10 protein-coding genes and 1 pseudogene are annotated in these 11,715 nt (G+C 73.5%); 5 read left to right on the forward strand and 6 right to left on the reverse strand.

The genetic code is table 11. From position 1 onward, the window contains the following. From AAHG09_RS17170 to AAHG09_RS17180, 3 genes are read right to left on the reverse strand one after another with little or no spacing between them, the layout of a single operon-like run. A complete protein-coding gene (locus tag AAHG09_RS17170) occupies window positions 1-1,146 on the reverse strand; it encodes a glycosyltransferase (RefSeq protein ID WP_342108664.1) in 1,146 nt (381 codons plus the stop codon). Window positions 1,147-1,168: 22 nt separating this feature from the next. Then, on the reverse strand, window positions 1,169-2,077 hold the full coding sequence (locus tag AAHG09_RS17175; RefSeq protein ID WP_342108665.1) for a glycosyltransferase family 2 protein: 909 nt from the start codon (window positions 2,075-2,077) through the stop codon (window positions 1,169-1,171). Continuing rightward, window positions 2,067-4,118 (reverse strand): HAD-IIB family hydrolase, encoded by a 2,052-nt coding sequence (locus AAHG09_RS17180; protein WP_342108666.1) that lies wholly within the window; start codon window positions 4,116-4,118, stop codon window positions 2,067-2,069. The genes AAHG09_RS17175 and AAHG09_RS17180 overlap by 11 nt, the downstream gene beginning before the upstream one ends. A gap of 93 nt (window positions 4,119-4,211) precedes the next feature. Between AAHG09_RS17180 and AAHG09_RS17185 the strand changes: the two genes are divergently transcribed. Beyond that, complete coding sequence (locus tag AAHG09_RS17185; protein WP_342108667.1) at window positions 4,212-5,252, forward strand: glycosyltransferase family 4 protein; 1,041 nt, start codon at window positions 4,212-4,214, stop codon at window positions 5,250-5,252. Further along, window positions 5,252-6,460, forward strand: coding sequence for a glycosyltransferase family 4 protein (locus AAHG09_RS17190; protein WP_342108668.1), 1,209 nt, complete (start codon window positions 5,252-5,254; stop codon window positions 6,458-6,460). The genes AAHG09_RS17185 and AAHG09_RS17190 overlap by 1 nt, the downstream gene beginning before the upstream one ends. On the opposite strand, the gene AAHG09_RS17195 is transcribed toward AAHG09_RS17190, so the two are convergent. After that, the gene (locus AAHG09_RS17195; RefSeq protein WP_342108669.1) at window positions 6,448-7,431 is read right to left on the reverse strand and encodes a glycosyltransferase family protein; all 984 of its coding nucleotides are present in this window, start codon (window positions 7,429-7,431) and stop codon (window positions 6,448-6,450) included. The genes AAHG09_RS17190 and AAHG09_RS17195 overlap by 13 nt on opposite strands. Window positions 7,432-7,522: 91 nt before the next feature. On the opposite strand from AAHG09_RS17195, the gene AAHG09_RS17200 reads away from it, so the two are divergent. From AAHG09_RS17200 to AAHG09_RS17210, 3 genes and pseudogenes are all read left to right on the forward strand, one after another. Beyond that, entirely contained in the window at window positions 7,523-8,167 is a 645-nt protein-coding gene (locus tag AAHG09_RS17200) for a hypothetical protein (protein ID WP_342108670.1), read from the forward strand. A 4-nt stretch (window positions 8,168-8,171) separates the two neighbouring features. Continuing rightward, entirely contained in the window at window positions 8,172-8,816 is a 645-nt protein-coding gene (locus tag AAHG09_RS17205; RefSeq protein ID WP_342108671.1) for a hypothetical protein, read from the forward strand. A gap of 179 nt (window positions 8,817-8,995) precedes the next feature. Beyond that, window positions 8,996-9,082: pseudogene (locus tag AAHG09_RS17210) on the forward strand (VIT1/CCC1 transporter family protein); the annotation flags it as partial. 10 nt (window positions 9,083-9,092) lie between these two features. Here the strand turns inward: AAHG09_RS17210 and AAHG09_RS17215 are convergent. Together AAHG09_RS17215 and AAHG09_RS17220 are read right to left on the reverse strand one after the other, a co-directional pair. Continuing rightward, complete coding sequence (locus AAHG09_RS17215) at window positions 9,093-10,208, reverse strand: alpha/beta fold hydrolase (RefSeq protein WP_342108672.1); 1,116 nt, start codon at window positions 10,206-10,208, stop codon at window positions 9,093-9,095. A 95-nt stretch (window positions 10,209-10,303) separates the two neighbouring features. Then, window positions 10,304-11,710: an MFS transporter gene (locus AAHG09_RS17220; protein WP_342108673.1), complete on the reverse strand. Its 1,407-nt coding sequence runs from the start codon at window positions 11,708-11,710 to the stop codon at window positions 10,304-10,306. Window positions 11,711-11,715 lie beyond the last annotated feature (5 nt).

Genomic DNA, 11,715 nt, shown 5'->3' on the forward strand with positions numbered 1-11,715 from the left:
TCACTCGGCGGCGAGGCCCGGGAGTGCGGCGGGCTCGGCCCCTGCGGGTCCGTGGTCCCAGAGGGCGTCGGTCAGCCCTTCGAGCCAGCCGGCGGCCCGGACGGCGGCGTCGGGGGCGTAGAGGCCGCGCAGGGCGGTGCCGTCGAGGGCGCGGGCGCGGGCGAGGAGGTCGCGCCAGCCCTGGAGATTCCCCGGCCAGGCGGGGGCCTGCACGGCGGCACCGAGGCGGACCAGGGCCTCGGCCTTGCGGGTCTGCTCGGCGAAGTAGCGCCATTCCGGCATGACGATCAGGCGGCCCCCGACCCGGGCGACCTCGTGGACCGTGTTGTCGCCCGCCGAGGCGATCACGATGTCGGCGGCGGCGAGATAATCGGTGACCGACGAGACCCAGCCGAGCTCGCGCAGATTCGAGAAGTCGGTCTCGTGGCCCTCGCGGTGGGTCGGCCCCAGGGTCAGCCACAGGGCGTCGGGTTCGGCGCGGGCCGCGACCGTGAGCGGCGCGTAGGGCGTGCCGCTGCCGCCGCCGCCGGTCACCGCCACGACGATCTCCCGCGTGGGGTCGAGGCCGAGCCTGGCGCGGGCCTCGGCGCGCTCCGGCACCCGGTCGACGCTGGTGCACAGGCCGCCGCTGTAGAAGGTCTTGGCGCGTAAGCTGGCCGGGTAGTCGTCCTGCTCCAAGCGTTCGTCGAAGGGGGCGAGCATCCCGACGCAGGCCTCGTAGGCGCCGACATGGCCGATATCGGAGCGGTCGCCGTGCATGCGGATCTGCACGGCCGGCACGCTGGCGATCCGGGCGAGCAGGGCGATCTCGGCCGAGACGTCGACCACGAACAGCCCGACATCGCGGCTGTCCACGTGGTCGAGGATGGTCCGCATGGTCCGGCGCATCTCGGTCAGGCCCAGGGGGACGCAGTGCATCACCTGCGGCGTCGGCTCGGCGTAGAGGCGCGGGGTCGGCACCGCGGCGCCGATCATGTTGGGCAGCGCCACGATCTCGATGTCGCGGCCGAACCCGTCGAACAGGCGCGGATCGGCGGTCAGCACCGAGACGGGCCGGTCGCGGGCGAATTCGGCGGCCACCGCCATCGTGCGGTTGGCGTGGCCCCGGCCCTGGTGATGGACGAAGAACGCGATCGGCTTCTTCATGGCGGTGGGTTCGGGCTCGATCTCAGGAGAACAGGGCGTCGGGACGCAGGGCGGCGGCGATCTCGGGCCCGGTCGGCGGGCGGATCAGGCGGATCGCAGGGGCGTCGGCGTGCCAGTCGATCAGCCCGGCCGCGCGGAACTGGTCGAGCCAGTAGGTCATGCACCAGCGCCCGTGCCGCGCCCGGAAGCGCCCCGCATTGGCGAGGATCGCCGCGAAATGCTGCAGGGGCGGCACGTGGACCGGGTGGTGCTGGTGGTAGGCGCGGGCGCCCGCCACCCAGAAGACCGGCAGCCCGGAGGCGGCGAGCCGGGCGGCGAGGTCGGTCTCCTCGCCGCCGTAGCCCACGAAGGCCTCGTCCATGCCGCCGACGGCACGCCAGGACGCGGCCGGCAGCGCGAAGGATAGGCCCCAGAGCTGGCCCGCATCGGGCTCAGGCCGCAGGCCGGTTTCCGGCAGGGCGGGCCGGGCCGGATGGATCCGGCCGAGGCGGTCGAGCAGGGTCGGATCGGGATCGCCCGCGGCCGCCCCGGGGGGCAGGTAGAGGACCTCGCCGAGGAACAGCCCCCGGGTGGTCGCGGCAGCCTGCGCGTAGGCGGCGACCAGCCCCGGCGCCGGGATGCAATCCACGTCGAGGAAGACCAGGAGGTCCGCGCTGGCCGCCCCGGCGGCCCGGTTGCGCGCGGCGGCGAGCGGCATCGGCTCGCCCGGGACGTGGAGATGCCGGACCGGGCACCCGGGATCGGGCAGGGCGGGCTCCGGCTCCGGCTGCATCCAGGCGATGATCAGTTCGCGCGGGGGCAGGCTCTGGCGGGCGAGCCCGCGCATCAGGTTGCGCAGGCGGTCGGCCCGGCCGCGGACCAGGGTCAGGACGCTCGGGCCCGGCGCCCCGCGGGGATCGGCCGCCGTCTCGGCCACCGTCTCAGCCGACATGGGCGACCATCCGGCGGAAGTGCGAGACTCCCTCGATGATGCCCCGGGCATGGGTCCGGCGGGCCACGTAGGAATGCTGGAGGGCGGCGTTGCTCGCCAGATCGTCGGAGTAGTTGGCGACGATGATCGCCTGCACCCGGGCGCCCAGCATCTCGATGTCGTTGCCGGAATCGCCGGCGACGAACACGGCGTGTTCCGGCAGGGCGTAGAGGGTCCGGACGTGATCGACCGCGGTGCCCTTCGAGGCCGCCTCCGGCAGGACGTCGAGGTAGCGGCCGTGGCTGTGGATCACCCGGGCCGCGCGTCCCGCCTGGGCCAGGCGCGCGCGGACGCACCGGGCGACCGCCGCATCGGCGAAGTAGCTCAGCTTCAGGGGGCGCTGCTCCAGCGGTCCCTGGGGGGTCAGGCCGTCGAGCCCGTCGAGCGCCGCCAGCACCGCGGCCCGGTCCCAGCCGGTCTCGATGATCCGCCGCCACGCGGCGTCCGCCGTGTAGGTCACGCCGTTGGCGTCGAGGTGGTAGATCTCGGAGCCCACCGAGGTGATCATCACCTGGGGGCGGGGAGAGTCCTGCTGCTCCAGCACCGCCATGGCGCTGTGGAACGACCGGCCGGTGGCGACGCCGAAGGCCAGCCCCGCCTGCCGGCTGCGCCACCGGCGGAAGATCCCCATCGCCGCATCGCAGCCCACCAGCGTGTTGTCGATGTCGCAGACGAGCAGTTGCCGGGGCGCCGGGTCGGGCGGTTCCCCGGCCAGCAGCGCGCGCAGCAGCACGTGGTAGCGGGCGGCGTGCCGGTCCCAGTCGTAGGCCGCCGCCGCCCGGGCGCCCCCGGCCACGCAGCGGGCGTAGAGGGCCGGATCGCCCAGAATCCGCAGGCAGGCCTCGGCGATCGCCCCCGGGGCCCGGGGATCGACCAGAAGCCCGTTGCCGCAGGTCTCCACGATGTCGTTCGGGCCGCCGCTGTCGGTGGCGACCAGCGGCAGGCCGGCGGCGGACGCCTCCAACAGCGTCAGGCCGAAGGGCTCGTTGAGGGCCGGGTTGACGAACAGGCCGCCGCGCGCCCGGGCATGGGCGTAGATCGCCGGCACGTCCTCCGGGCGGTGGGTCTTCGGGTAGGCGACGCGCCCGTAGAGGTCGTAGCGGTCGATCAGGACGAGGAGGTCGCGCATGGTCGCGGCCATGTCGCCGTCGAGGGTGTCGATATCGTCCCGGGTGCCGGCGACGATCACGAGATTGGCGCGGGCCTGGAGCGCCCGGTTCTCGCCATAGGCGCGCACCAGCGCCGCGAGGTTCTTGCGCGCCACCGGACGGGCGAGCGCCAGGATCGCCGGCTTGGCCGGATCGTCGAGGAAACGGTCGATCGCCGCGTCGACCCGGGGATGCGTCTGGGCCGCGGCGAAGCGGGCGAGGTCGCTGCCGGGCGGCAGGACGCGGACGCGCCCGGGATCGTACGTCGTATAGGTGGCGTACTGGACCTCCGCCTCGTCCCGCGAGGACGCGATGACGAGCTGGGCGCGCGCCAGGGCCTCCTCCTCGGCGGCGATCCGGTGGGCGAGGTCGGGGCGGACCGGGGACGCGCCCAGCATCCGCGCCTTCACGCGGCCGAGCGAATGCCCCGTGAACACGAAGGGGATGCCGAGGCGATCCTCCACCAGGGCCGCCACCGTCGCGGCGTCCGCGTAATGCGCGTGGATGAGATCCGGCGCCCGGTCCTGCGCGGCGATCCAGGCGATCAGGTTCTCAGCGAAGGACGCGACCTCGGCGTGCATCGCCTCCTTGGTGCGGTAGTCCGGGGACGCGCTCGCGAGCCGCACGAGCGTGACCTTGTCGGCGACCGGCTCTTCGGGCACGGCGTAGGCGGCGCCGAGGGGGCTGCGGAACAGGCGGGTCGCCATCACGATCCGCGTGAGGTCGCGATCCTGCGCCGAGGCCGCGACCAGGTCGAGCAGGTAGCGGATATGGCCGCCGGTGTCGGCGGTGAGCCCATAGACGACGCCGTCGCCGCGCAGGCAGCCCTGCAGGGCGATGTGCAGGACGAACATCAGGTGCGGGCTGCGGCTTTCGGGCGCCCCTGTATTTTTAACTTATGTAAAGCGCTGGCCGCGCTTCGGTTTAACATATGTAAAGAGGTTGCCGTGCTTCGCGTCGCCCAGATCGCGCCGAACATTTTTCCCGTTCCTCCGGATCATCATGGCGGCACCGAGCGGGTTGTGCACGATCTCAGCACGGCGCTACGAAGCTTGGGCGTAGGATTAACATTGTTTGCCCCCGCGGACAGTGCGACAGACTTACCCCGCGTCGGCGATTACCCGAGTCTCGCGGCTCTGGAGCGTCAATACGGGCGTGTCGCACCGGGGGTGCCGGCCGCCCTGGACGCCCTGCAGCTGGAGGCCCTGCGGCAGCGGCTCGACGCGTTCGACATCATCCATTGCCACGGCGAGTTCACCCATGCGGCGCTGCTAGGGGCGCGTCGCCGGCACAGCCTGACCACCATCCATTGGCGGGTGGACGAACTCGACCGGGCTTTGTTCTTCCAGGGTTTTCCCGACCTGCCGGTGGCGGCGATCTCGGCCGCGCAGGCGGCGGGCATCCCGGATTCCAATCGGGCCGGCATCGTGCATCACGGCATCGACCGGACCCGCTACAGCCTCCGCGCCGTGCCGGACGCCCATGTCGCCTTCGTGGGGCGCATGACCGACCAGAAGCGGCCCGACGTGGCGATCCGCGTCGCCCGCGCCGCTGGCCGGCCGATCCGGCTCGGCGGCACGATCGATGTCGGCAACCCGGATTATTTCGAGACCCGGGTGCGTCCGCTCCTCGGCCCCGATGCGACCTATCTCGGACCCGTCGACGATGCCCGGAAGGGGGAGCTCCTGGGCGGCGCCCAGGCGCTCCTGTTCCCGATCGACTGGCCCGAACCCTTCGGCCTCGTGATGATCGAGGCGATGGCCTGCGGCACCCCGGTGGTCGCCTGGAACCGCGGCTCGGTTCCCGAGATCGTCGAGGACGGGGTGACGGGCTTCATCGTGTCCACTGAAGCCGAGGCGGTCGCGGCGCTGGCCCGGATCGGCCAGCTCGACCGCGCAGCGATCCGCCGCCGGTTCGAGGCGCGCTTCACCGCCGAGCGCATGGCCCGGGACTACCTCGCCCTCTACCATCGCCTGCTGGCCGCCTGATGCGCACCGCCCTCCTGGCCTGGGACTACCCGCCATCGCCGAGCGGGCTCTCGACGGCGGCCCGGGAAATCGCCGAGAGCCTTGCGGAGGCGGGCGCGGAGGTGACGGTGTTCACCCTCGACCGGACCGGACACGATCGGATCGGCGGCGTCGCCGTGTCGGGCCTCGCCCTGGTGCCCGGCGATCCCTTGGCGCGCCTGCGCCTCTGGGGCTCGGCCGGACACCTCGCCGCCCCGCTCGCCTACCGGCGCGCCGTGCTCGCCGCGCACCGCCGGACGCCCTTCGACGTCATCGAGGCGACCAACTGGTACGCCCCGGCCGCCCTGCTCGCCGGCCGGCGGGATCTGCCCCTGGTGACCCGCAGCTCCACGCCGGCCGACTTCACCCGCGACCCGGCCGGCAGCCTGCGCAACCGCCTCGACGGCTGGACGGCCGACCGCCTGGAGCGCCGGCAGGCTCAGGCGAGCGCCGGGCTCATCGCCAACACCGCGGCGCACGCGGCGGTGATCGCCCGTTCCTACGGGCTGACCGGGCGGCAGCCCGCGGCGGTGATCGGTCTCAGCCTGCCCCCCGAGGTCGCCGCGACCGCGGGCGGCGCCCCCTATCCGGAGGCGGCGGAACCCATCCGCCTGCTGTTCGTCGGGCGCGCGGAGGCGCGGAAGGGGTTCGATGCGCTCCTGGGCGCGGTCGCGATCCTCGGCGCCGAGCGGGCCGGGGGCACGCTGCCCGCCTTCCGGCTCGACCTCGTCGGGGTGCCGCCGGACGATCTCCCGGCCGATCTGCCCGATGTGGCGCGGCGGCATATCCAGGCCCGGGGCCGGATCGACGGCCGGGCGCTGGCGGCGGCCTATGCCGAGGCCCATGCGGTGCTGGCGCCCTCGCGCTACGAGAGCTTCGGCCTCGTCTACCAGGAGGCACTCGCCTATGGCCGGCCGGTCGTGGCCTGCGCCGCGGATGCGAGCGCCCGCGCCTTCGTGGGCGTGCCCGGCGCCGGCCCCCTGGCCGCGGCCGCGACCGGGCCGGCCCTCGCCGACGCCCTGCGTCCGCTCCTCACCGATCCGGACCTGCGCCGCGCCTATCGCGCCCGCGCCCTGGCGGCGGCCGGGCGCTTCAGCCGGGCGAGCCTCGGGCACGAGACCCTGGCGCTCTACGAACGGGCGATCGCGGCGGCCCGGATCCGGGCGGCTCCGGCCCGTCAGTCGGCGTAGGGGCGCAGCAGCGCGGCCTCTTCCTCCGGACGTCCGCGCCCGGGATCGAGCGCCTCGTAGCGCCGCGACCGGCTCCGGACATGGGCCGCGCTCAGGCGATGCGCGATACACCCGTGCAGGGCGATGAGGCTCCCGGGCCAGCCTGCGTCGAGAACCGGGCGCTCATGGACGCGCCCGGCATAGCGCAGACGGGTGCGGTTCAACCGGTACTGGACATCCGGGAAGACGTCCGAGAGGATTCCGTCGACCCGGTTCGCCCGGGCGAGGCCGATCGAGACGACGTCCTCCGCTTCGGCGAGGGCCGCCAGGGCGGGCAGCAGGCGGCCGGTTTCCGGGTCGAGCGCCTCGTCGGCGTCGAGCTGGAGCATCCAGCCGTGGCGGGCGAGACCCTGCAGGGCATTGCGCTGCGCGGCGAAATCCCCGTCGAGGGGCCGGGCGGCCACGCACACCGCCCCCGCGGCGAAGCCCGCGACCACGACCGGCTCCGCCGGCCGCACCGGCCCGTCGATCAGGATCGCGACATCGTCCGTCCAGCCGGCCTGCGCCGGCAGCGATGCCAGGACCGCGTCCCGGTCCGCCGGGCGGCAGAGGAGGCCGAGGGAGACCGGGCTTCCCCCGGCGGCCGCGAGGGAAAACAGTTCGGCTTCGGCCGCCCGGGTGCCGTGGGGGTGCCGGAGCTCTTCGCGGCCGGTCGCGTCGCGGGGACGGGCGCCGAGCCGCCACCGGGTCGCGGCACTGCGCAGGGTGTAGAGGTCGAGGCCGTAGGGGGCCTCCCGGTCGGGCGCGAAGACGGGGCCGGCGAGGCTTCGGGCCAGATGCGCGCGGCAGGCCTCCGGATCCCCGTTCTCCGCGAGCAGGACCCCGCAGGCCTGGCAGACCAGCGGGAAGGCGCGCTGCGCCCCACACGGATAGGACAGGGTCCGGTCGCTCGGTCCGATCATGGCGGCCGCACAGACGAAACACCGGCGCATGATCCCGTCTCCCGCGCCCGCGATCCGGCAGGGGCCTGGATGCGCCGGGCCCGCGCCTTACCTTCGCGGTTCCCATAAACCCCTGCCGCACGTGATCCCGGACGTCGACCCCCTCTCCGCCGGACGCGCCGGCCTGCCCGCCGACGGGTCCCTCGCCATCGTGGGCAACGCGCCCGGGGCGGGTGCGTGCGGCGCCGCGATCGATGCGGCGGACAGCGTGGTCCGCTTCAACAACGCGCCGGGCTTCGGCGGCGGCACCGGCCACCGCGTCACGCATCTCGCCCTGGTCAACCGCGGCGGCCAGACGCGGGAATGGCTGGCGGACCGGCGCTTCCTCGAGCGCCCGGTGGTCCGCGCCGCACGGGCCTTCATCCTGCCCTTCCCGATGCTGCCGGCGGAGCACAACGTCCCCGAGCCGATCTGCTGGACCCGCGAGCTGCTGGCGCTGCTGCGGCCGCTGGGCCGCCCGGTCCATCTCCTGCCGGAGGCGCTGCATCAGCAGGCCCGCACGCTGCTCGACACCGGCGCGGCGGGACCCCCGAACCCGAGCACCGGCTTCCTCGTGACGCTCGCGCTGCTGCTCGGCCGCCCGGCGGGGGCCCGGCCGGCGCAGGCCTACGGCTTCGGTTTCGCCGGCTGGCCCGGGCATCCCTGGGCGGCCGAGCGCGCGTGGTTCGCCCAGGCCGAGGCGGCCGGACGCCTCGACGTGCATCCGCCATCCCCGACCGAGCGATGAACGCATGACCACCCTGATCACCGTCCTGAAGGGCGGCGGGCGCTACGACGCGACCTGGGTCGCCCGCCTCGCGGGCGGCATCCGCCGCCATGCGCCGGCGTTCGACCGGATCCTCTGCCTAACGGATCTGCCGGTGGCGGTTCCGGGCGTGGAGACGATCCCGCTGCGGCACGCCTGGCCCGCCTGGTGGGCCAAGATGGAGGCGTTCCGCCCCGGTCTCAGCACGGGGCCGACACTCCTGTGCGACCTCGATACGGTGCTGACCGGCCCGGCCGATGCCCTGGCCGAGCCCGGCCTCGCCGCGATGGAGGACTATTTCCACGCGGGACGCCTCTCCAGCGCGCTGCTGCGCTGGTCCGGGGACGAGCTCGGTGCGCTCTACACGACCTTCGCGGCCGACCCGGACCGCTGGATGCGTCCGGGGTCCTGCGGTCCCGTGCCGAATGCGGTGCACGGCGACCAGGTCGTCATCGATCATCTGCTGCGCCGGAGCGGCCGGCAACCGGATTTCATCCAGCGCCTCCATCCGGGCCTGCTCGATTTCTACGATCCCCGGCGCGACCGCCATGGCCCGGTCGTGATCTTCATCGGCGCGTCGAAGCCCGACACGGCCACAGGCGCCGTCCACGCGGCCTGGATGGGTCGCTGACGGCGTCGGCGGAGGGGCTGCCACGGGAGAGCGGGACCCGACGCCGTCTCTGCGCCTCCGTTCCGGCCCTGCCCCCCATGGGGTGACCGTCGAACGTCGGAGGCCATTCCGTTCGGCGCGCCGCGGCTTCCCCGGCGATCCCGCGCAGGCCAGGCCGGGATGGCACACCGCAAGCGTAAATTCGGCCCCGCATCGGCCGGGTCGGCTGGCTGCGCGCCGCCGTGCTCGGCGCCAAGGACGGCCTCGTCTCCGCCGCCAGCCTGATCGCGCCCTGTCTCAGCGGCCGCGCCGCGCGACCGTGTCGAGGAAATCCCGGACGGTCCGGTTCATGAACGCCACGTCCGCCGCCTTGGTCGCCGTTGCGGTCGTGTGGCCCTGCACGGACGGCACGGCGACGACGCTGGCCTGCGGGATGAAGGCGCCGGCCTCGCGTGCCTCCTCGACGGGATTGTACAGATCGAGGTTGCCGCCGGTGAGGATCAGCGTCTGGGCCCCGATCGCGGCGAGCGCCTTCCGGACGTCGCCGCCGTATCCGGGGGTCTGGCCGATGTCGTGGCGGTCATACGCCCAGGTCTGCGCGATCCAGTCATTGGCGTCGAAGCCGGCCTTGAGCACCGCCTCCTCCTGCGCGCGCATCCAGGGCAGGATGTCGAGCGGCTGCGGGGCGATCCCGCGCAGGGCCTCCGGCGTCCGCGCGGCCAGCACCTGCAGGATGTCGGCACGCAGCCGCCAGCCCTGCTCCGGCTGCCTCTCGTAGGCGCCGTCCTTGAAGGCGGGATCGAGCATCAGCGCCTTGCGGGTGGCCTCGTTGACGGCGATCGACCAGGGCGCGGTGCGCGCCATCGGGGTCAGCGCCACCAGGGCGTCCATGAAGCCCGGATGGCTGACGCCCCATTGCAGCGCCTGCATGCCGCCCATCGAGGCGCCCGCCACCGCAACGACGTGGGTGATCCCGAGCCGGTCCAGGAGCCGCTTCTGGCTCTCGACCATGTCGCGGATGGTGAAGTGGGGAAAGGCGGTGCCGTGCTGGCTCGCGCTGTTGCTTGGGCTCGTGGTCAGCCCGTTGCCGATCGCGTCAGTGGCGATGACGAAGTATCGGTCCGTGTCGAGGGCCTTGCCGGGGCCGATGAGAAAGTCGATCCGGTGATGATTGCCGCCGATCGCGGTGGTCATCAGGATCACATTGGACTTGTCGGCGTTCAGCGTCCCGTGGGTCACGTAGGAGATCGCGAAGTCGCGGATCGTCTCGCCGCTCTCCAGCGGCAGGTCGCCGAGCGACTCCAGCCGGTGCGGCGGCGCGTTCGGACCGTGCGCGGCGGACGGCGACAGGCCGGCGACCAGCAGGGCGGCGGCCAGGGCCCATCCCAACGGCCGGCGGTGTGGTGTGCGCATCGGGAGTCTCGCCTTCGAACGTGTTGTTGCGTCCCGCGGGCCGAACCCCGCGCCGTCCCGGAATTCCGGGCGGGCGCGGGACCGGTGATGTGGGCTCAGGCGATCGGGCGGGGCACGGTGCCGCGTGCGCCGGAACCCGCGCCGCCCTCGGCCGGCGTGAGGCCGGGCTCCAGGCTCTCCAGGCTCTGGCGGCGCGGCTCGACGCCGAAGACGGCGACCGCCACGATCTGCAGGGCCAGGAGCCCGATCATCAGGCCGGTCACGCCCGCGATGCCGTAGGCCTCGAACAGGCTCACGACCAGGAAGGGCGTCACGATCGTCGCCCCGCGCCCGACCGTGTTGCACAGGCCCGACGCCCGCAGCCGCACCTCGGTGGGGAACAATTCGGGGATGTAGATCCCGAACAGGAGCGCCACCAGCACGTAGATCGGCACGGTCAGCCCGAAGCCGACGAGCGGCAGCAGGACCGGATCCTGGGTCAGGGGATAGAGGATCCCGAACAGGATGGCGGCCGCCGAGGCGCCGATGATCGTCGGCTTGCGGCCCCACCGGTCGGCGGTCAGCGCGCCGATGGCGCTGCCCACCGGCGCCCCGAGGCCCATCAGCAGCGCGTAGCCGAAGGAGGTCGCCACCGAGAGGCCCTGCCGGATGAAGAAGGTCGGCAGCCACGTCACGAAGCCGTAGAGCAGCGTGTTGATCACCACGAGGCACAGGCAGCCCAGCAGCAGCCGCGACAGCAGCGGCGGCCGGAACAGGGCGGAAAGCCCGAGCTGCGGCACGGGCGCCATCGCGGCGGCGGGCGGCAGGGGCGCCCCCCGGCTCGCCTCGGCCTCGATCGTGCGCATCAGCGCCTCGGCCTCGGCGTGGCGCCCCACGGCCTCGAGCCAGCGCGGCGATTCCGGCAGGCTCTTCCGGGCGTACCAGACGGCCAGAGCCCCGATGCCGCCGAGCGCGAACATCGCCCGCCAGCCGAACGCCGGAATGATGAGGTATCCGACCAGGGAGGCCGCCGGCAGGCCGGTGACCACGAACACCGCCATCAGGCCGAGGAAGCGCCCCCGCGCCCGCGCCGGCACGAATTCGGTCATGGTCGAGTAGCCGACCACGTTCTCGGCCCCCAGGCCGACGCCCATGATGAACCGCAGGACGATCAGGACCGTCATGTTCGGCGCGAAGGCCGCGCCGATGGCGGCGAGCCCGAAGACCAGCAGATTGGCCTGATAGGTGAAGCGCCGTCCGTAGCGGTCCCCGAAGAAGCCCGTGAGGAACGAGCCCGCCATCATGCCCACGAAGGTCGCCGAGACGAACCACGCGTTCTGCGGCAGGGTCGAGAAGCCACTCTTCAGGGTCGAGCCCAGCACGGTGGCGGCGATGTAGATGTCGAAGCCGTCGAAGAACATGCCGATCCCGATCAGCCACATGATGCGGCGATGGAACGGACCGATCGGCAGGCGGTCGAGGCGGCCTCCGGCGTTGACCGCCGGGTTCACGGACGCGGGCATGGGCG

Source organism: Methylobacterium guangdongense, assembly GCF_038442355.1.
Taxonomy (GTDB): Bacteria; Pseudomonadota; Alphaproteobacteria; order Rhizobiales; family Beijerinckiaceae; genus Methylobacterium; species Methylobacterium guangdongense.

Coding starts and splice junctions, on each gene's coding strand:
- AAHG09_RS17170 (WP_342108664.1), bottom strand. CDS start 1,146: ATGAAGAAGCCGATCGCGTTCTTCGTCCATCACCAGGGCCGGGGCCAC.
- AAHG09_RS17180 (WP_342108666.1), bottom strand. CDS start 4,118: ATGTTCGTCCTGCACATCGCCCTGCAGGGCTGCCTGCGCGGCGACGGC.
- AAHG09_RS17190 (WP_342108668.1), top strand. CDS start 5,252: ATGCGCACCGCCCTCCTGGCCTGGGACTACCCGCCATCGCCGAGCGGG.
- AAHG09_RS17195 (WP_342108669.1), bottom strand. CDS start 7,431: ATGCGCCGGTGTTTCGTCTGTGCGGCCGCCATGATCGGACCGAGCGAC.
- AAHG09_RS17215 (WP_342108672.1), bottom strand. CDS start 10,208: ATGCGCACACCACACCGCCGGCCGTTGGGATGGGCCCTGGCCGCCGCC.
- AAHG09_RS17175 (WP_342108665.1), bottom strand. CDS start 2,077: ATGTCGGCTGAGACGGTGGCCGAGACGGCGGCCGATCCCCGCGGGGCG.
- AAHG09_RS17220 (WP_342108673.1), bottom strand. CDS start 11,710: ATGCCCGCGTCCGTGAACCCGGCGGTCAACGCCGGAGGCCGCCTCGAC.
- AAHG09_RS17205 (WP_342108671.1), top strand. CDS start 8,172: ATGACCACCCTGATCACCGTCCTGAAGGGCGGCGGGCGCTACGACGCG.